The organism is Nonomuraea sp. NPDC047529 (assembly GCF_040642995.1).
In the GTDB taxonomy this organism is placed as follows: domain Bacteria; phylum Actinomycetota; class Actinomycetes; order Streptosporangiales; family Streptosporangiaceae; genus Nonomuraea.
In genome coordinates this window covers 262,995-281,458 of record NZ_JBEYTJ010000004.1, presented here as the reverse complement: position 1 = coordinate 281,458, position 18,464 = coordinate 262,995, and the positions used below count along the sequence as shown (strand labels likewise).

17 protein-coding genes are annotated in these 18,464 nt (G+C 71.3%); 4 read left to right on the top strand and 13 right to left on the bottom strand.

What is annotated here, in order from left to right:
• Positions 1-16: 16 nt before the first annotated feature.
• Positions 17-439, top strand: coding sequence for a hypothetical protein (locus tag ABZ815_RS09840; protein WP_357695957.1), 423 nt, complete (start codon positions 17-19; stop codon positions 437-439).
• 148 nt (positions 440-587) lie between these two features.
• On the opposite strand, the gene ABZ815_RS09835 is transcribed toward ABZ815_RS09840, so the two are convergent.
• The 6 genes from ABZ815_RS09835 to ABZ815_RS09810 all read right to left on the bottom strand — a co-directional run bounded on the left by ABZ815_RS09835 (position 588) and on the right by ABZ815_RS09810 (position 6,330).
• Positions 588-1,493, bottom strand: a complete 906-nt coding sequence (locus ABZ815_RS09835; protein ID WP_357695955.1) for an NAD(P)-dependent oxidoreductase — start codon at positions 1,491-1,493, stop codon at positions 588-590.
• Positions 1,490-2,227: an FCD domain-containing protein gene (locus ABZ815_RS09830; protein ID WP_357695953.1), complete on the bottom strand. Its 738-nt coding sequence runs from the start codon at positions 2,225-2,227 to the stop codon at positions 1,490-1,492. The genes ABZ815_RS09835 and ABZ815_RS09830 overlap by 4 nt, the downstream gene beginning before the upstream one ends.
• A complete protein-coding gene (locus tag ABZ815_RS09825) occupies positions 2,224-2,844 on the bottom strand; it encodes a bifunctional 4-hydroxy-2-oxoglutarate aldolase/2-dehydro-3-deoxy-phosphogluconate aldolase (protein WP_357695951.1) in 621 nt (206 codons plus the stop codon). Before ABZ815_RS09825 ends, ABZ815_RS09830 begins: the two co-directional genes overlap by 4 nt.
• Positions 2,845-3,162: 318 nt before the next feature.
• Positions 3,163-4,077 (bottom strand): sugar kinase, encoded by a 915-nt coding sequence (locus ABZ815_RS09820; protein WP_357695949.1) that lies wholly within the window; start codon positions 4,075-4,077, stop codon positions 3,163-3,165.
• A 70-nt stretch (positions 4,078-4,147) separates the two neighbouring features.
• Complete coding sequence (locus tag ABZ815_RS09815; RefSeq protein ID WP_357695947.1) at positions 4,148-5,470, bottom strand: MFS transporter; 1,323 nt, start codon at positions 5,468-5,470, stop codon at positions 4,148-4,150.
• Positions 5,471-5,724: 254 nt separating this feature from the next.
• The gene (locus ABZ815_RS09810; protein ID WP_357695945.1) at positions 5,725-6,330 is read right to left on the bottom strand and encodes a helix-turn-helix domain-containing protein; all 606 of its coding nucleotides are present in this window, start codon (positions 6,328-6,330) and stop codon (positions 5,725-5,727) included.
• A 150-nt stretch (positions 6,331-6,480) separates the two neighbouring features.
• Between ABZ815_RS09810 and ABZ815_RS09805 the strand changes: the two genes are divergently transcribed.
• Positions 6,481-7,920, top strand: coding sequence for a sorbosone dehydrogenase family protein (locus tag ABZ815_RS09805; RefSeq protein ID WP_357695943.1), 1,440 nt, complete (start codon positions 6,481-6,483; stop codon positions 7,918-7,920).
• A gap of 205 nt (positions 7,921-8,125) precedes the next feature.
• Here the strand turns inward: ABZ815_RS09805 and ABZ815_RS09800 are convergent, their stop codons facing one another.
• On the bottom strand, positions 8,126-8,617 hold the full coding sequence (locus ABZ815_RS09800) for a signal peptidase II (RefSeq protein ID WP_357695941.1): 492 nt from the start codon (positions 8,615-8,617) through the stop codon (positions 8,126-8,128).
• A 208-nt stretch (positions 8,618-8,825) separates the two neighbouring features.
• Between ABZ815_RS09800 and ABZ815_RS09795 the strand changes: the two genes are divergently transcribed.
• Positions 8,826-9,257, top strand: a complete 432-nt coding sequence (locus ABZ815_RS09795; RefSeq protein ID WP_357695939.1) for a hypothetical protein — start codon at positions 8,826-8,828, stop codon at positions 9,255-9,257.
• 491 nt (positions 9,258-9,748) lie between these two features.
• On the opposite strand, the gene ABZ815_RS09790 is transcribed toward ABZ815_RS09795, so the two are convergent.
• The 3 genes from ABZ815_RS09790 to ABZ815_RS09780 all read right to left on the bottom strand — a co-directional run bounded on the left by ABZ815_RS09790 (position 9,749) and on the right by ABZ815_RS09780 (position 13,407).
• The gene (locus ABZ815_RS09790; RefSeq protein ID WP_357695937.1) at positions 9,749-10,627 is read right to left on the bottom strand and encodes a PfkB family carbohydrate kinase; all 879 of its coding nucleotides are present in this window, start codon (positions 10,625-10,627) and stop codon (positions 9,749-9,751) included.
• A gap of 288 nt (positions 10,628-10,915) precedes the next feature.
• Positions 10,916-11,941, bottom strand: a complete 1,026-nt coding sequence (locus tag ABZ815_RS09785) for a LacI family DNA-binding transcriptional regulator (RefSeq protein ID WP_357695935.1) — start codon at positions 11,939-11,941, stop codon at positions 10,916-10,918.
• Positions 11,938-13,407 carry a glycoside hydrolase family 13 protein gene (locus ABZ815_RS09780; protein WP_357695933.1) on the bottom strand — a complete coding sequence of 490 codons (1,470 nt, stop codon included), beginning with the start codon at positions 13,405-13,407 and terminating at the stop codon, positions 11,938-11,940. Before ABZ815_RS09780 ends, ABZ815_RS09785 begins: the two co-directional genes overlap by 4 nt.
• A 230-nt stretch (positions 13,408-13,637) precedes the next feature.
• Between ABZ815_RS09780 and ABZ815_RS09775 the strand changes: the two genes are divergently transcribed.
• The gene (locus ABZ815_RS09775; RefSeq protein WP_357695931.1) at positions 13,638-14,921 is read left to right on the top strand and encodes an ATP-binding cassette domain-containing protein; all 1,284 of its coding nucleotides are present in this window, start codon (positions 13,638-13,640) and stop codon (positions 14,919-14,921) included.
• A 31-nt stretch (positions 14,922-14,952) separates the two neighbouring features.
• Here ABZ815_RS09775 and ABZ815_RS09770 read toward each other — a convergent pair whose 3' ends face one another.
• Genes ABZ815_RS09770 through ABZ815_RS09760 form a run of 3 tightly spaced genes read right to left on the bottom strand, consistent with a single transcriptional unit; the run spans position 14,953 to position 18,419 of the window.
• Positions 14,953-16,059 carry a hypothetical protein gene (locus ABZ815_RS09770; RefSeq protein WP_357695929.1) on the bottom strand — a complete coding sequence of 369 codons (1,107 nt, stop codon included), beginning with the start codon at positions 16,057-16,059 and terminating at the stop codon, positions 14,953-14,955.
• Between the two features lie 56 nt (positions 16,060-16,115).
• Entirely contained in the window at positions 16,116-17,390 is a 1,275-nt protein-coding gene (locus tag ABZ815_RS09765) for an acyltransferase (protein WP_357695927.1), read from the bottom strand.
• Between the two features lie 24 nt (positions 17,391-17,414).
• Positions 17,415-18,419 (bottom strand): cation diffusion facilitator family transporter, encoded by a 1,005-nt coding sequence (locus tag ABZ815_RS09760; RefSeq protein WP_357695925.1) that lies wholly within the window; start codon positions 18,417-18,419, stop codon positions 17,415-17,417.
• Positions 18,420-18,464 lie beyond the last annotated feature (45 nt).

Genomic DNA, 18,464 nt, shown 5'->3' with positions numbered 1-18,464 from the left:
TCCGGCACGAGGAGACATGAGCCGCGACGTCGCCATCCACCTGGAGCTCGCACACGACATCGATTTCATGGACGTCCTCGATCGGCTCACCCGGATGGGGTGGGAGCTGCTGCGCGAAGAAGACGCCATCTGGTACATGACCGACTACGACTGGAAAATCCTGCCGCTGGACGGCCTGGACGAGGCGAAGCGCGACATGCGCACCTCCTACGAGGCCGGGGAGGCGGTAGGCATCACCAGCAGGCTGCCCGACGGGAAGACCTTCGCGAACGTGCTGTTCCACGAGGAAAGGACATCGGCCTCCCTGCTCCCTCTGCTGGACTACCGCACCATCGCGCACATGCCGGAGTTCGTCGACCTGGGCTGGTATCTCGAAACGTTCCTGACGGCCTGCAGAGACCTGCCCATCGTACGAACAGAAGCCAGCGACCAGCGGTGACACCGTCAGCCGCGCCGGAGAGACCCCCGCCAACCTTCGCCTGCCTAAAAGGTTGAGCGATTGGTGGTGGGATGGCGGCGCGATTGAGGACATGGGGCTTTCGACCACGGGCGTGACCCGTTCTGGTGAGGGTCAGGTCGCCGCCACCTCAGAACCCCTGCTCCGCCGAGACCACACCCTCCAGCGGAGCGCCGTCGGCGAGGTGGTGCACGTTCGCGGCCACCCGTTCGGCCAGGCCACGCCAGTAGGACGACGGCGGGTTCGCGGTGTGCGGCGTGATCAGGACGTTCTCCATGTGCCACAACGGGTGCCCGGACGGCAGCGGCTCCGGATCGGTGACGTCCAGCGCGGCACCACCGATCCGCCCATCGCGCAGCGCCGCCACCAGGTCATCGGTCACGACGAGCGCGCCGCGTGCGATGTTGACCAGCCAGGCGTCCGTACGCATCAGGTCAAGCTCGGGAGCGCCGATCATGCCCTTGGTGCTCGGCGTGGTGGCCGCCGCGAGGACGACGTACGCCGCCTCCGGCAGCGCCTCCCGATATCGGGCACGAGGCAGGATGCGGTGTGCACCGGGCGCCCAGCCACTGTCGGTGACCGCGACCACCGGGCAGCCGAACGGCTCCAGCATCCTGATGAGCGCCCGCCCGATACCCCCACAGCCGATGATCGCGACCGTCGAGCCGGCGAACTCCTTCGACTCGTTCCTCCCCCACTCGGTGGCCCTGGCCAGTCGGGGCAGGTTGCGGGCCGCGGCCAGCATGAGGGCCAGTGCGTGCTCGGCGACGGGCACGCCATAGGAGCCGGTGGCGGCGGTGAAGACGGGCGCCTCGGTGATCACTCCCGCCGCGGCGTACCGCTCGACACCCGCCGCCGGCAGCTGCACCCACCGGATGCCGTCATGGATCATGGATCGCAGCTCCTCGGGGCCGCCGCGCCCGTAGTAGACGATCGCCTCCGCCTCCTCCAGCGGCACGACACTGCCACCCGACCGCCGTACGGCGTCGACCAGCACAGGCACCGGCTCAGGGCCGACATGGACGGCGACGCTCATCGGGGAACCTCCGTGACGTGCTCTCTGCTGTTCTCCAGGATCTGCTCGACCTCGGCGCGGGCACGTCCGACGATGTCCGCCGCGGCCTGCGCGGCCTCGGCCGCCCGCCCGGCGGCGACCGCCTCGGCGATCTCGTGGTGGAGTCCGATGGCGGTCGTCTCCAGGCGCTCGGGCAGGAGCAGCAGCTCTCGCCTGGCTTCGAGCAGCACCTCGGTCACCTCGGCGAGCTGAGCGAACATGCCGTTGCCCGACGCGGTCAGCAGCACCCGGTGGAAGGCCGCGTCGGCCGTGACGTAGGCCGGGCTGTCACCGGCGCGGGCGGCGGCGTCCATGGCGTGGGCGTGGGCGGCCAGTTCGTCCCGCACGCGGGGGTCGGGTTTCGCCGCGGCCAGCGCGGCGGCGGCGGGCTCGATGGCGGCGCGCAGCTCGGCCAGCTCACGCAGCTGCACCTCACGCCCGGGCGAGGCCAGCCGCCAGCGGATCACCTGGGGGTCATAAAGGTTCCAGGCGCTCATCGGCCGCACGGTGACGCCGACACGAGGACGGCTGGTGACCACGCGTTTCGACTCCAGCACGCGGACGGCCTCCCGTGCGACGGTCCGGGAGACTCCGTACCGCTCCTGGACGTCCTCCAGTCGCAGCACCTCCCCCGCGCGGATCTCCCCGCCCGCCAGTGACCTGCCGACCGCGTCGAGCACCTGCCCGTGCAGGCCCCGTAGCGTCTCCACACTCATCGGGCCCGTCCAAGCCCCGCCAGCAGCGCCGCCACCCGCTCGCTTGCGGCACGCGGGCCGCCCGAGGTCAGCGCCGAGCCCATGCCACAGGCCACGGCACCGGCCGCGATCCACTCGGGAGCGTCGTCGATGGTCACGCCGCCGGTGGGGATCGCGGGCAGCTGCGGCAGAGCGGCCCGCACGTCCCGCAGCCAGGACGGCGACACCGCCGACGCCGGGAAGATCTTGACCGCGTCCGCCCCCTCTTCCAGGGCGCGGACGATCTCCGTCGGGGTGGCCACGCCCGGGAAGACCGGCACGCCGTAGCGGTGCGCGGCGCGGATCACGTCGGTGCGCAGGCCGGGCGAGACCAGGAACCGCGCGCCCGCCTCCACGGCAGCCCTGGCGGCGGCCTCGTCGAGTACCGTCCCCGCTCCGACCAGCGCGTCGGGGCGCTGCTCGATGAGCCGGGCCACGGCGCTGAGGGCGCGGGGCGTGGTGAGCGCGACCTCGACGGCACGCAGCCCGGCGTCCAGCACGGCCTCGGCCGCCGTCAGCGCCGCCTCGGGCGCGGCGGCCCGGACGATGCCGAACACACGTTGCTCCGTGACGGCCTGGACGATCTCCCAGCGGTACATGACGTCCCTTCTCCGGTTTCCCTCATCAACGCACGGCTACGGCGAGCCGCCCTCCGTGGTGACGGACGATCCCCCGCCTACCCGCCCCTGACCGCGTTTTCACGAATCGCCTTCGCCCGATTTACGGACTCGCGATTCTCGTTCGATCGTCTTCGCCGGCCTCTTGCGGCGCAGGGGCCAGGCGCCGCAGGCTCCCCGTCACCGCACACACCAGGAGCAGGCCGACAGCAGAGTCATTCGACACACTCATGATCAGTAACGGCCCCTCTGCGGCAACGAGGTCACTCATGACGGCGAAGCATCTTCGACTGGTTTCGACTATCGGTGGACCGTTTCGGTGTGTCCGGTGAAGGCAGCCAAAGCGCGCTCCAGCCCCGCCCGGTCCGGCAGACCGTCGGTGTCCGCGGCGCACTGGACGACGAGCGCCGCCACCGCCGCCGCCTCGCGCAGACACACCTCGTACGGCTCGCCGCGCAGCATCCCCGACAGGAACCCCGCGGCGAACCCGTCCCCCGCTCCCACGGGGTCGGTCACCGGCACCGTGAACGCCTCCTGCCGCAGCCCCGCGCATGTCGCGGACTTGTCGCGGTGCTTGATCACGGTCAACCCGGGCAGCGTCGCCGGGTCTATCTGGAGCAGGTCGAGCTCGTCCTCGCCGGCCAGCACCACGTCCGCCCTGGCCAGCAGCGGCGCCACCCGCTCGCGCCACGCTGCGGGCTCGCCCAGCTTGTGTCGGATGTTGGGGTCGATGGAGATCAGCGCCCCGGCCTGCCCTGCCAGCTCCAGCAGCCGCAGGGTCGCCAGGTGCGCGGTCTCGGACAACATCGGAGTGATCCCCGTGACATGGACGATCTTCGCACCACTCACCATCTCCGGTGTCAGCTCGTCGGGAGCGAGCCTGGACGCGGCCGCCCCCGCACGGTAGTACTGCACGTCGATGGCCCGGAAGGGATGGCTGTCGCGGACGAGCAGACCGGTCGGCGCACCCGGGTCGATGACGGCATGCCTGGTGTCGACGCCCTCGGCCCGGAGCATGGACAGGACCGCCCGGCCCGCCGGATCCGCGCCGACCCGGCCGAGCCAGCGCACGTCGTGGCCGAGCCTGGCCAACCCGGCGGCCACGTTCGACTCCGCGCCCGCGATCGAGCGGCGGAAGACCGTGGCCCGCTCCAGCGGGATGCCGGGCTCGGCCAGCATCAGGAGCATCGCCTCACCGCACACCACGACGCTCATGACTCGCCCATCCCTCGTCGCCCCGCATTCAATAGTGCTATCAAATCATGAAAGGCACGAGAAGAGTCGCTCAGGTCGTCTTGTAGGCGGAAGGCTGGGAGATGTCGATCCTGGATCGATCGGGCAGGGCCATCGTGGCGACGAACCCGACCACCGCCCCCACGACCATGAAGATCGCGATGGCCTGCCAGCCGTAGTCGTGCAGCAGCCACGTCGCGATCAGCGGCGCCGGACCGCCGGCGATGATCGACGCGAGCTGGTACCCGAGGCCTGCGCCGCCGTACCTGAGTCTGGTCGGGAAGCTCTCGGCGATGAGCGAGGCCTGCGGGCCGTACTCCATGGCGTGCTGGATCTGCGTGACCGTGATCGTGAGGAAGACCACCAGCACGATGCCGGTGTTGAGCAGCGCGAAGTACGGGAACGCCACCACCGCCAGCAGCGCGGCGCCGACCGCGTACACGAGCCGGCGGCCGACACGGTCGCTCAGGTGCCCGAAGAACGGGATCGCGACGAGTTCCACCGCCGCCGCACAGGTCACCGCCGACAGCGCGATCGTCCGGGACAGGCCGAGCTGCTGGGTGACGTACGTGATGGCGAACGTCGTGTAGAGGTAGAACGGCATCTGCTCCGACACGCGCAGCAACGCGCTGAGCACCACCTCTTTGGGGTGCCTGCGCAGCACCTCGACCACCGGCAGCCTGACCACCTGCCGCCGTTCCAGCACCCGCGCGAACATCGGGGTCTCCAGCACCCTCAGCCGCACCCACATCCCGATGGCCACCAGGACCAAGCTGGCCAGGAACGGCACCCGCCATCCCCAGTCCTTGAACGTGTCGCCGGTCGTGGTGGCCAGCAGTGACATCGCGCCGGTGCCGAGGATCAGCCCGATGGGCACGCCCACCTGCGGCCAGCTCGCCATCAGCCCACGCCTGCGCTGGTCGCCCCACTCCATCGACAGCAGCACCGACCCGCTCCACTCGCCGCCCACCGCGATGCCCTGCAGAACACGCAGGACCACCAGGATGATCGGCGCTGCCACGCCGATGCTGTCGGTGCCCGGCAACACGCCGATGAGCGCGCTGGCCACGCCCATCGTCAGCAGGGTCACGATGAGCGTCGCCTTCCTGCCGATGCGGTCGCCCCAGTGGCCGAAGATCGCCGCTCCCACGGGCCGGGCGGCGAAGCCCACGGCGTTGGTCGCGAAGGCCGCCAGCGTGCCCGCGTACGGCGTGGACTTCGGGAAGAAGACCTCGGCGAAGACCACGGCGGCGGCCGTGTTGTAGAGGAAGAAGTCGTACCACTCGATGGCGGTGCCGACCACACTCGCCGTGGCGGCCTTGCGCACCTGGGCTCTGTGTTCGGCGGTCGTTAATCCGCTGCTGGTCTCGGTCACGCTGCACCTCGAAGGCGTTCCTGGGCCGCGTCCGCGCCAACGGTTGCCCTACCCCGCACCCGTGCCACGAACCACCTTCGGCCTTCTCCCCTCGCGGGAAACCTCCGGCCATCGTCGCGCCTCCTCTCATGGGGACGGCCCCCGGCTCCGCCCGGCTGGAAGCGGCGCCGGGCAGAACTCTAACACTCGTTAACCCGTCCCGCCGCCGGCGTCGCCTGGGTGCCCAGATCGGGCGGAGGCGCCCCAGGAGGGCGTCAGGCAGCGGGTTCGCCCCCAGGGTTCGGGTCGGGCAAACCGGCGAGGACCGCGTCGAGCGCGAACCTGAAGTGTTCGACCTGGTCGGCCCGCCGACGCGCGGCCTCTACCGCGTGATAGTGCGGATACTTGTCGGCGGGGAGCTCGGTCCAGTCCCTCGCGGCGGCCTCGTGCAGGACCAGATGCCCGACGCACACGCGCAGGACCGCCCCCTTCACGTGATCGGCCTGGTCAGGAGGGAAGCCCGCGTCCAGCAGGATGCCGAAGATGGCTTCGTGGAGGCCCATCACGGGCGCGCGCCGGGCGTAGGTGGTGATGGACCACACCGAGGCCCTGGGATGCTCCAGCGACTGCCTGACCATCGAACCCATGAGCCCGCGCAGCTGGTCCTTCCACCCCCCCTCGCGGGGGGCCTGCGAGACGATGTTGCTGCACACCTCGTCCACGATGGCCTCCAGCAGCGACTCGCGCCCGTCGAAGTAGTGGTAGATCGCCGTCGCCGTCACATCGAGACGTTTGGCCAGCTTACGCATGCTGATGCCGTGGGCGCCGTCCGCCTCGAGGACCTCCAGGCCGGCTTCCAGGATCTTGTGACGGGTGAGCATCTGAATTGACCTCGCGCTTAACACATGTTAGAAATCTAACGGCCGTTAACTCCGGACAGCTTATCCGAGGGGAGAGGGATCCTTGGCTGCCGTTCTCACGTGCCGTCCCGTCATCCATCAACGATCATCCGCTCACGGGGAGACGATCCGGTGTCCACGACCTCCGAAGTGACAGCGCCGGCGGCGACCCCGCGCCGCCCACGACGCCGGATCCTGCTTCGAGCTCTGCTCGTGCTGCTCCTGCTCGTGGTCCTCGCGGTGGCAGGCGCCGTCTACGCGGTGAACCGTGGCGGAGCCCCGCAGACAGCCGCTCAGCTGGGCTCCGAGCCCGAGCTCGGGGAGCGCGAGACGTTCCCCATCCCCAAGGTCAACGCCCCCGACGTGGTCGGCTGGCCCGCCGGCAGGACGCCGACGGCACCGGCCGGGTTCACGGTCACCCGGTTCGCGGGTGAGCTGGAGCATCCCCGATGGCTCTACGAGTTGCCCAACGGCGACGTTCTCGTGGCCGAGTCGGCCACGCTGCCCAAAGACCCGGAGTCCCCCATCATGGGGCTGTTCTACTGGCTGCGCCGCAACGACGGCTCGACCACCGAACGCAGCGCCAACCGGATCACGCTGCTGCGCGACACCGACGGTGACGGGGTGGCCGACTTCCGCAGCATGTTCCTGGACAACCTCAACCAGCCGTTCGGGATGGCGCTGCTGGCCGCGTCCGCGCCGTACACGCTCGGTCCGGCGGCTCCGGACGGCACCCAGGCGGCCTTCTACGTCGCGGGCACCGACGGTGTTTGGCGCTTCCCGTACAAGCTGGGCGAGACCCGCGTCACCGAGCCCGGCAAGAAGATTCTCGACCTGCCGGCCGGCGGCTACAACAACCACTGGACCCGCAACCTCTTCGCCGCGCCCGACGGCACCAAGCTCTATGTCACGGTCGGTTCGTCGAGCAACGCGGGCGAACACGGTCTGGAGGCCGAGAAACGGCGCGCCGCGGTCCTGGAGATCAACCCTGACGGCACCAGCGAGCGCATCCTGGCCTCCGGCCTCAGAAACCCCAACGGCCTGGGCCTCGAACCCCACTCCAAGACACTCTGGACAGTCGTCAACGAACGCGACCTCCTGGGCGACGACGCCTCACCCGACTACCTCACGCGCGTACGCCCCGGCGACTTCTACGGCTGGCCCTGGAGTTATTGGGGTCGTCACGTGGACGACCGGGTCCAGCCTCAGCGTCCGGACATGGTGGCCCGCGCCCTCCGTCCCGACTATGCCCTCGGCGCCCACACGGCCCCGCTCGGCCTGACCTTCTCCGACAGCGCCACGTTCCCCGAGCGCTACCGCGGCGGCGCCTTCATCACCGAACACGGCTCGTGGAACCGGGGCGATCCGGTGGGCTACAAGGTGGTGTACGTGCCCTTCAAAGACGGCATGCCCAGCGCCAAACCCCAAGACTTCCTGACCGGCTTCAAACCGGCACCGGACGACAGCGCCACCTACGGCCGGCCGGTGGGCGTGATCATGGGCAAGAACGGCCGCTTATTGGTCGCCGACGACGCCGGGAACACGATCTGGCACATCACGCCGCGACCGTGACCCCCGGGCCTCGTCCCGGACCGCATCCGCGCCATTCGCTGTCCTTCTCCGGACGACCGACGCGACGACCGACGGAAACTGAACGGGCGGCCGACACGCGATGGAAGGCGGAGGTGGGCGGCAGGCAGAGGACCGGTGGCGGGTGAAGAACGTGCGGTGGCGGGAGGATGGGCGGCGGGTCCCCATCCATCCTCCAGGCGTTCGGTCAGGCGGGGCCTTCTGTCGAGGACAGGCGTCCTTCGCCGGCTACGCCCGCAAGGGGGATGCCACGGAGGCTGAGCAGGAACAGGAGGGCGCACCCGCCGGTCAGGGCGATGTCGGCGACGTTGCCGACGAACAGGCCACCGTAGTCGATGAAGTCCACCACGTGACCCTGGGCGAACGCGGGCGGGCGGAAGAGGCGGTCGAGCAGGTGGGAGGTGGCCCCGCCGAGCAGGGCGCCCAGCACGACGGCCCAGGCCGGCGAGCTCAGCCGTCGGGCCATGTACAGGATCCCGGCGACCGCCCCGGCGGCTGCCAGGGTGAACACCCAGGTCACGCCCTCCCCCAGGGAGAACGCGGCACCGGGGTTGAGCAGCAGCCGCAAGGAGAGCAGCCGTGGGATCACCGTGATCTCCTCACCGCCGGACAGCGCCGACAACGCCCAGAACTTGGACGCCTGATCGACCACGAGCACCATCACGGCTAGCACGATCATCCACGCACGAGGACGCCCTCCTCGACTCGTCGTCTGCGGGCCGCGTTCGTCTGACACTCTTGCCTCACAATCCCTGGCTTCTCGCCCCGAAATCTACCGAACCTTCGTCGTGGCCACGCTCGCTCCCGCGCGTGGAACGGCTTGGAACGCCTTCCAGATCGGCGCCGGCGACATGCCGGTTCCGGTTCGGACGATGGAAGGAACGCGTATGTCAGAACGTCGACCAGGCCGTGGACGGTACCACCGCGCGGCCCTCGTGCTCGCCGCCGCCGGGGCGGTGGGGCTGCTCGCCGCAGGCCAGACCGTACCTGCCCAGGCCGCCGCCTCCGCCGCAAGCCAAGGCGTGCCTGCTCGGACCGCCATCTCTGCCGCGGGGCTCAAGTGCGGGTTCGCCACTCACGACCTGTCGTACACGGGTGCCGCGCCCGCGCGGGTGGTCGCCCAGGGCGAGTGCGTCCCCGAGACCTTGGATCACGGGCTGTTCGTCAAGATCTTCCGCAACGGGACAGTGGTCTTCAGCGGCGGCAACGGAGTGGGCATCGTCACCGCCGTCTACACCTGCCGTGGCAGCACGCCGGGCGACTTCCGGGCAGTGTGGAGCACCGGCCAGGTGGACGAGGCAACGTTCCCCTGCGGCTGACCGCCTGGGCGACGGGGGCGCAGGCGGCCTCGGCGAGGCCAGGACGGCCAAGGCGCTCGGGGGCGCCGGGGCGCTCGGGACGAGGCCAAGTCGGCCGAAGCGAGCCTGACCCGGTCGGGGCGAGGGCACGGGACGGTCGGGGCAAGGACACGGACGGTCGCCGGGGACGGCGGCGCGCTGGTGCTCGCCTCGCTCGGGCTGCGGCGCCGCGACCGCCGTGGCTCGGGGCAGGGCCAGAGCGGCCGCAGCAAGGCCGGGCGAGCGGGCGGTCCCCACGCTCAGGGCGGGCCGCAAGGGCCGCAGCGGGGCCGGGACGTGGAGCCGGACGATCGGAGGCGGAGTGGCCGGGCGGAGCGGCCAGGCAGGGGGCCAGGCAGGGGGCCGGGCAGGGGGCCGGGCAGGGGGCCGGGCGGAGTGGCCAGGCAGGGGGCCGGGCGGAGTGGGCCCGGGCAGGGGGCGCTGGTCAGAGGGCGCTGGTCAGAGGGCGCTGGTCAGAGGGCGGGTGTTCTTGTGAGGAGGAGGGTTTCTGTTATTGGGGATTCGTGGGTGCCCTCGGTTGTGCAAGCGTGTGCCCCTGCCACGGCGCCCAGCTTGACGCATTCGTCCACCGAACGGCCGTTCAGAACGCCGTACAGGAAGCCTGAGACGAAGGCGTCGCCCGCGCCGTTGCTGTCGGCCACCGGGCCGGGCAGCGGTGCGGCGGGGAAGGTGCGTACGGAGGCCGAGTCGCGGGTGAGGACAAGGCAGCCGTCCGCGCCCCGCGTGCAGACGACCGTGTGGGCGCGTCCGTTCGCCAGGATGTCGCGCATCGTCGCAGCCGGGTCCACGAGGGCGGTGGCCGAGAGGAACACCAGGTCGGAGTTGTGGGCGAAGTCCTTCTGGTAGTCGGCGGCGCCGTCCCAGTCGTGCAGGTCGGTGGAGGTGGGGATGCCGGCGAGGTCCGGGTAGACGTGGCGGCAGAAGTCCATGATCGAGACGTGCACATGTCTGGGGCGCAGATCGGCGTACAGGTCGCGGGGCAGTCGCTCCCCTGGCGTGACCTTGGGGTCGTGCAGGGAGGTGCGCCGCCCGTCGGGGCCGACGAGCAGGACGCTGCGCCTGGTGCCCGCCTCGGCCGGCCCCCATCTGCAGTCGACGTCCCGCAGGGCGTGCCTGATCAGCGTGCCCTGCGGGTCGTCGCCGATGAGGTCGGCGAACGCGACGTCGAGCCCCAGCGCGTGGCAGCCGAGGGCGACTCCGGCCCCGGTGTTCCCGATGCGGTCGACGACGGGCGGCACATGGTAGGTGTCCTTGTACGGCAGGGGCAGTGTGGGCACATAGACAGTGGTGTCCACCCCGGCGCCGCCGAGGACCAGCACGTCACGCGTCAACGTTCGATCAGCCTTTCGAGATACGCCGGGATCAGCGGTTCACCACCGACCTGGAACCCGTTCGAAATGCACCGGGATCAGCGGTTCACCACCGACCCGGAACCCGTTCGAAATACACCGGGCCCACCGGTCCAGCACACGTCCGGAATGCGCCCGGACCAGTGGTCCGGAGCCTGTGGAGCCGCGGACGACGAGTTCCGGTTGGAAGATCAGCTCGACGTGCTTGGCCGGAGCGCCGCCGACCTCCTCCAGCAACGCCTGGACGACGGCCGAGGCCATCGCCCGGGATCAGCGGTTCACCAGTGGTCCGGAGCCTGTGGAGCCGCGGACGACGAGTTCCGGTTGGAAGATCAGCTCGACGTGCTTGGCCGGTGCGCCGCCGACCTCCTCCAGCAGCGTCTGGACGGCAGCCGAGGCCATCGCCCCGATCGGCTTGCGCACGGTGGTCAGCGGCGGGTCGGTGAACGCGATCAGCGGCGAGTCGTCGAACCCGACCACCGACACGTCACCCGGCACCGACAACCCCTTCTGCCGGCACGCCCGGATCGCCCCCAGCGCCATCAGGTCGCTCGCGCACACGATCCCGGTGCACCCGCGGGCCAGGAGCTGCGCGGCGGCCGCCTGCCCGCCCTCGACCGAGAACAGCGAGTGGGAGATCAGGTCGTCGACGTCGGTGGCGCCGAGCAGGTGGGCCATCGCCTGCTTGTATCCCTCGATCTTCCTGATCACCGGGACGAACCGGCGCGGCCCGAGCGCGAGCCCGACGCGTTCGTGGCCGAGGTCGACCAGGTGCTGGACGGCCAGCCGGGCCGCGAGGCGGTCGTCGGGCGAGATGAAGGGCGCGTCGATGTGCTCGCTGTAGCCGTCGACCAGCACGATCGGCAGGCCGCGGTCGATCAGGCGGGTGTAGCGGTCCATCCGGGCGGTGGTGTCGGCGTGCAGGCCGGAGACGAAGACGATGCCGCTGACGCCGCGGTCGACCAGCAGCTCGGTGAACTCGTCCTCGGGGGCGCCGCCGGGCAGCTGGGTGCACAGCACGGGCGTGTAGCCGTGCTGGGTCAGCGCCTTCTCGATGGCCTGGGCGAACGCCGGGAAGATCGGGTTGTCCAGCTCGGGCGTCACGAGCCCGATGAGCCCGTTGCTGCGCTGCCTGAGCCGGGGCGGCCGCTCGTAGCCCATGAGGTCGAGGGCCGTCATCACGGACTGGCGGGTGCCGGCCGAGACGCCGGGCTTGCCGTTGAGCACCCGGCTGACCGTGGCCTCACTCACCCCGGCCTGGGCGGCGATGTCGGCTAGGCGAGCGTGACCGTTCATGGAACACACTTTACTTTCCACCAGGCGGCCGAATCGGCTGCTCCCGGGACATCGGAGGCGAGCAGCAGTTCTCCCTCGACGCCGAAGTCGACGGGCGCGCCGGTCAGGTTGACGGTGCACAGCACGTCGCCGCGGGAGAAGACCAGTGTGCCCTCGGGCGAGTCGTGCCAGGTCAGGTCGCCGTCCAGGGTGCGGCGCAGGCGCAGCGCGGCGCGGTAGAGCTCCAGGGTGGAGCCGGTGGCGCCGTCCTGGGCCTGGACGCTGAGCTCGGACCAGTCGGCGGGGATCGGCAGCCACGGGTCGCGCCAGCCGAGGTCGCGGGTCCACGGCAGCGGCACGCGGCAGCCGTCGCGCCCGCTGTCGGGGTCGCGCAGCCGCTGCGGGTCCTGGCAGACCTCGTCCGGCAGGTCGAGCACCTCGGGAAGGCCCAGTTCCTCGCCCTGGTAGACGTAGGCCGAGCCGGGCAGCGCGAGCGTCAGCAGCGCGGCGGCGCGGGCCCTGGCCAGGCTGCCGTAGCGGGTGACGTGCCGCTTGACGTCGTGGTTCGACAGCACCCAGGTGGTGGGCGCGCCCACGGAGCCGGCCGTGGCGAGTGAGGAGTCGATCACGTCGCGCAGTTCGGCGGCGTCCCACGGGGTGAACAGGTAGTGGAAGTTGAAGGCCTGGTGGAGCTCGTCGGGCCGGACGTACATGGCCAGGCGTTCGGCGGTGGGCGCCCACGCCTCGGCGACGCCGACGCGTTCGCCGGGGTAGGAGTCGAGCACGCGGCGCCATGCCCGGTGGATCTCGTGCACGCCGTCGTTGTCGAAGTACGGCACCGGTTCGCGGCCGATCATCCTGGTCTGGTTCGGATGACCGATGTCGGGCAGGCCGTGCGGTTTGACCATGCCGTGGGCCACGTCCACGCGGAAGCCGTCCACGCCCAGGTCGAGCCAGAAGCGCAGGATGGACTCGAACTCGCCGCGCACCTCGTCGTCGTCCCAGTTGAGGTCCGGCTGGGCGGGGTCGAACAGGTGGAGGTACCACTGGCCGTCCTCGACCTGGGTCCAGGCCGGGCCACCGAAGATCGACTCCCAGTCGTTGGGCTGATCGCGGAAGATGTAACGATCGCGTCGCTCGCCGCGCAGCGCGGCCTGGAACCAGGGGTGCGCCGACGAGGTGTGGTTCGGTACGACGTCCACGATGACGCGCAGGCCGTGCCCGTGGGCCTCGTCGATGAGCGCCTTGGCGTCGGCCAGGGAGCCGAACAGCGGGTCGACGTCCCGGTAGTCGGCCACGTCGTAGCCGAAGTCGGCCATCGGCGAGGTGTAGAAGGGCGTCAGCCAGACGGCGTCCACCCCCAGCTCGACCAGGTACGGCAGGCGATCGCGCACGCCGATCAGGTCGCCCACGCCGTCGCCGTTGCCGTCGGCGAAACTGCGCACGTAGACCTGGTAGATCACGGCGTCACGCCACCACATGCTCATGGATCTCCCCCCGAGTGTCCGGACCATGAAAGCCCTTGCGGCAAGTTTACGCAAGCCCTTCCATGCACCTCGTATCCCGATTTATGGGTATACGGGCGTTCAAAACCCTTGGCCGAAACCCCCGCCAGTGAGATTCTTTATGTCAAGGGTGGACATGCAGCGTTAAGGCGCGATGTACTACCTCATCAATCAGCATCGTCACAGGTGACACGCGCGCAAGGTGTGGGCCCATGAGCTCGGTCGTACTCGACAAAGTGACCAAGGTGTATCCGGGCGACTACCTGGCAGTCGACCGGTTGAGCCTGCAGGCCGAGGACGGCGAGTTCCTCGTCCTCCTTGGTCCTTCCGGTTGCGGCAAGTCCACGCTGTTGCGGATGATCGCCGGCCTGGAGGAGATCACTGACGGTGATCTCTGGCTGGACGGCCAGCTCGCCAACCACCTGCCGCCGCGCGACCGCGATGTGGCCATGGTGTTCCAGAACGGCGCGCTCTACCCCCACCGGACCGTGCGCGGGAACATCGCCTTCCCCCTGGAGATCGCCAAGTCGGACCCGGCGATGGTGCGCGACCGCGTCACCGAGCTGTCGAAGGCGCTGCACATCGAGGAGACGCTCGAACGCCGTCCCGGCACCCTGTCGGGCGGTCAGCGGCAGCGCGTGGCGATGGGCCGGGCGATCGTCCGGCAGCCGAAGCTGTTCCTCATGGACGAGCCGCTGTCGAACCTCGACGCCGGCATGCGCACCGAACTGCGCATGGAGATCTCCGCGCTGGTCAGGTCGCTCGGGGTCACCACGATCTACGTCACGCACGACCAGGTCGAGGCGCTCACGCTGGCCGACCGGATCGCGATCCTGAACCGCGGCGTCCTGCAGGACGTGGGCACTCCGGCCCAGATTTACAACGATCCAGCGACGGCGTTCGTGGCGGCCTTCCTCAACTCCCAGCAGTTGAACCTGCTGGCGGCCGGTGTCAGGACGCCGCAGAACCAGTACGTCATGCTCGACTTCGGCCCGCACCGGCTCACGATGCCCTGGAGCGATCCCAGGGCGTACGCGATCTCTCAGCACACGGGCGGGCAGGTGCTGGTCGGCATGCGTCCCGACGGCCTGGCGCCGGTGCCGGAGTCGTACGACGGGCCGTCCTTCTACGGGCGGGTGCGGGCGCTGGAGTACCACGGGCACGAGTGGCTGGCGTACCTGGAGTGCGGCATGCCGGCCGTGCCGGTGCCCGAGCCGCCGGACCCGCGCGCCCGCGTCAACGCCGAGCGCGACGGCGCGGGCGGGCTGAGCGGGATGGTGCGGCGGCTCTTCTCGCAGCGCGCGCCGGAGCACGAGGAGCAGGAGCAGGTCGGCCAGAACGTGGGCAGCGGCTTCCACCGCCGCTCGGACCTGATCGTCCGGCTGGGCAACCGGCCGATGTGGCGGGCGGGCGACGCGGCGAAGGTCGCGGTGGACCTGTCCCGCCTCATGATCTTCACGCTGGACGGCGCCCGCATCGACCCGCCCCGCCGCTGACCCCACGGCCGAGAGCCCGACGCGTCACGCCTCACGAGGAGGCGGGGCTCCAGCGGGGGCCGGCCGGGGTGTCCTCCACGATCACGCCGCCGCGTGCCATGGCCTTCCGCAGCGCGTCCGCCACCTCGTACCGCCCCGCTTTTCGCAGCTCCGTGCGCAGGTCGAGCAGGGGTTCGGCCAGCGTGCGCAGGTTGGCGGTCGCGGCGGCCTCGCCCAGGCGGGCGATCAGCAGCCGCAGCAGCTCCCGGGCCTGCTCGACCCCGCCGGAGTCCTCCTCGGTGTCGGCCGCCCACTTGACGATCTCCGCCTCCAGGTCCAGCACGAGCTGCGCCGCCGCCACCATGTCCGGCCTGCCGACCGCGTCCTTGAACAGCTCCTCGCAGGACCGGATCGTCTCCTCCAGGGTGACGGCGGGTTCCGCGGCGACCACGGCGGGCCCCGGCGGCGCGACCGTCCCGGGCACGGCCCCCTCCGCCAGGCCGCGGACGGCCGCCAGACTCGTACGGGTGCCGGCCGGCAGCACGCTCACCGCCCCGGGACGCCGTACGGTCAGCCCGCCGCGCCCGGCCACCTCCACCGCCTCCGACTCCAGGTCGATGATCAGCGCCGTGTGCTCGTCGAGCCCCAGGACGGCGGTCTCCGGCGGCAGCTCCCGCTCCATCCGCGACAACCGCCGCTCACCTAAGTAGCAGTAGCGGGTGTCGTGGGTGCCGCCCTCGGCGTTGTCGAAGTGCGGGATCAGCACGGCCCGCAGGCCCAGCGGCGCCAGCAGGTCGACGCCCTCGCGCCAGTGGGGCTCGGCGCCCACCTTGTAGATCTCGTAGACGGGCACGGTGGCCAGGCCCGCGGTGCAGGCGGCGGCCGAGGCGAGCACGGTCACCCCCTGCCGCGCGCGTACGCGGGCCCGCAGGTCGCCGGCCACGCCGGAGGCGGCCCACCGGTCCAGCGCGTACGTGGGGCTGCCCGGCCCGGAGAACACCCAGTCCGCCCCCGTGACGCCGGCGGCCACCTCGACCTCCAGCCCGACGCTGCGGGCGAAGTAGCGGCGGGCGCGGGCGGACCCTGACCGGACCGGGCCCGGGAGAGCCCCGACGAGGCCGCGCGACGGCCGGGCGGGGTTCGCGCCGATGACCCGCACACCATCTTGCACTCCACGGACCGGCGGCACGAGCCCGGCGACGAGATCGTGCCGATCTACGCGGTGTGCCCCGGCCCGTCGCCCTGGCTGCCCGCGCCCTGGAGGCCCACCCGCGCGTCGCGGCCCGCCTGCCGCCGGTCGGCGCGCGCGCCGGGGGCGGCCCGCCGGGACAGGCGCCGGCCCAGCGCCTGCATGGGACGCTCGACGTACCGGTAGGAGAGCGCGCTGACGGCCAGGATCAGCGCCAGCGCCAGCCCGGCCATCGCCAGCTGGTACGGCAGCGGCGCCCACCGCAGGTCGCCGCTGACCTCCACGAAGTACTTCAGCAGCGGATGGTGCACCAGGTAGAGCGAGTAGCTGATCAGCCCGAGCCAGGTGAGCACGGCGGGCAGCCGCCGCCCGCGCAGCGCCATCGCGCCCGCGAACGTCGCCGCCGCCAGCGCGATCGTGGTCAGCCACACGTCGGCCTCGACCCACCACCAGCCGCTCTCGATCGCCCACAGCGGGGCGACGGCCACCAGCGCCGCCGTCACCGCGACCGGCCACAGACCGCCGCGCCCGCGTTCCCACCGATGGATCGCCGTGCCGGCGAACATGACCGCGACCACGGCCGCGCCCAGCCACGGCACCCGGCTGCTCAGCAGCAGCAACGCCAGCGCCATCAGCCCGAGCACGCACGCCGCGGTCCTGCGGAACCAGCCGCCGACCACGCAGGCGAGCCCGGCGGCGAACACCGCGCACGACACGTACGCCGGCCACCCGCCCCGCAGCACCGCCCCCGACACCACCAGCCCCACCACGACGGACGCGCCGGCGAACAGCACGGACACCAGCCCGCTGCGCTCGTGCGCCCTCATCAGGAACAGCGCCGTGACCAGCAGGTAGAACACCATCTCGTACGACAGCGTCCACATGGTGTCGGCCACGCCGCCCACGCTCACGACGTCGAGCAGCATGGTCGCGTGGGCCGCCACCGCGCTCCCGTCACGCGGCACGCCCTCGCGCACCGGCACCCACCAGGACGCCGCCAGCACCAGCGCGATCACGGCCAGGTAGAGGGGGTAGAGGCGGAAGGCGCGACTGGCCCAGAAGGCCCGGACGTCGCCGTGGCGCTCCAGCGAGGTCGGGATGATGTACCCGCTGACCAGGAAGAACACCAGGATGCCGTAGACGCCGAGGTTGAACCAGTAGGGCCGCAGCGCGGGCAGGAACCACGGCAGCAGGTGCTCGGCGACCACCGCGAGCGCGCCGATGCCGCGCAGGGCGTCGAGCCAGGCGAGCCTGGACGGCGCGCCGGGCGTGGTCGTGTCGGGGGTCGCGGCGGTCGGCACCCGCCCCAACTTACCCGGAGCGGGCTAGGTGATGCGGTGGGTCGCCAGGGACGCGTGGTGGTCGGCGCCGTCCGGGCCGTACGGGTCGGTGTGGACGGTGGCGGCGCGCAGGCGGGGAAGGTCGTGGATGAGGCGGTGCTCGGCCTCGACCGCGACGGCGTGGGCGTCCACGACCGACATGTCGTGGTTCACCAGGATCTCGACCTCGGCGCGCAGGGCGTGCCCGATCCAGCGCAGGCGCACCGAGCCGACGCGCTCGACGCCCGGGACGGCGGCCAGGATGCGTTCGGCGTCGTCCAGCAGGGCGGGGTCGACGGCGTCCATGAGGCGGTGGTAGATCTCGCGGGCGGCGTCGCGCAGGACGAAGCAGATGGCGACGGTGATCAGCAGGCCGACGATCGGGTCGGCGATCGGGAAGCCGAGGGCCGCGCCGCCCGCGCCGAGGAGCACGGCGAGGGAGGTGAAGCCGTCGGTCCTGGCGTGCAGGCCGTCGGCCACGAGCGCGGCCGAGCCGATCTGGCGGCCCACGGTGATGCGGTAGCGCGCCACCCACTCGTTGCCGACGAAGCCGGCCAGCGCGGCGGCGGCCACCCAGCCGAGCGCCCGGACGTCCTGGGGCTCGACGAGCCGCCGGACGGCCTCGTACCCGGCCAGGGCCGCCGAGGCGGCGATGAGCACGACGATGACGATGCCCGCGAGGTCCTCGGCCCTGCCGTAGCCGTAGGTGAAGCGGCGGGTGGCGGCGCGGCGTCCGAGCGAGAACGCGATGGCCAGCGGGACGGCGGTGAGCGCGTCGGCCAGGTTGTGCAGCGTGTCGCCGAGCAGCGCGACCGACCCGGACGCCACGACGATCACGGCCTGCACGACGGCGGTGAGCATGAGGACCGCGAAGGAGACGGCCAGCACGCGCATGCCCCGGCGGCTGGACTCCAAGGCGCTGTCGGTCCTGGCGGCGCTGTCGTGGCTGTGCGGCGTGAACACGTGCGCGGCCCTGGCGGCCAGCGCCCTGAACCCCCGCCGCTCCCCCACCTCATGTCCGTGTCCGTGTCCGTGTCCGTGTCCGTGACCGTGTCC

Bases quoted from the DNA above. Each gene is read 5' to 3' on its own strand.
- ABZ815_RS09795 (WP_357695939.1), top strand. From the start codon at position 8,826: ATGTCAGAACGTCGACCAGGCCGTGGACGGTACCACCGCGCGGCCCTC.
- ABZ815_RS09780 (WP_357695933.1), bottom strand. From the start codon at position 13,407: ATGAGCATGTGGTGGCGTGACGCCGTGATCTACCAGGTCTACGTGCGC.
- ABZ815_RS09840 (WP_357695957.1), top strand. From the start codon at position 17: ATGAGCCGCGACGTCGCCATCCACCTGGAGCTCGCACACGACATCGAT.
- ABZ815_RS09775 (WP_357695931.1), top strand. From the start codon at position 13,638: ATGAGCTCGGTCGTACTCGACAAAGTGACCAAGGTGTATCCGGGCGAC.
- ABZ815_RS09830 (WP_357695953.1), bottom strand. From the start codon at position 2,227: ATGAGTGTGGAGACGCTACGGGGCCTGCACGGGCAGGTGCTCGACGCG.
- ABZ815_RS09825 (WP_357695951.1), bottom strand. From the start codon at position 2,844: ATGTACCGCTGGGAGATCGTCCAGGCCGTCACGGAGCAACGTGTGTTC.
- ABZ815_RS09800 (WP_357695941.1), bottom strand. From the start codon at position 8,617: ATGATCGTGCTAGCCGTGATGGTGCTCGTGGTCGATCAGGCGTCCAAG.
- ABZ815_RS09785 (WP_357695935.1), bottom strand. From the start codon at position 11,941: ATGAACGGTCACGCTCGCCTAGCCGACATCGCCGCCCAGGCCGGGGTG.
- ABZ815_RS09820 (WP_357695949.1), bottom strand. From the start codon at position 4,077: ATGAGCGTCGTGGTGTGCGGTGAGGCGATGCTCCTGATGCTGGCCGAG.
- ABZ815_RS09810 (WP_357695945.1), bottom strand. From the start codon at position 6,330: ATGCTCACCCGTCACAAGATCCTGGAAGCCGGCCTGGAGGTCCTCGAG.
- ABZ815_RS09835 (WP_357695955.1), bottom strand. From the start codon at position 1,493: ATGAGCGTCGCCGTCCATGTCGGCCCTGAGCCGGTGCCTGTGCTGGTC.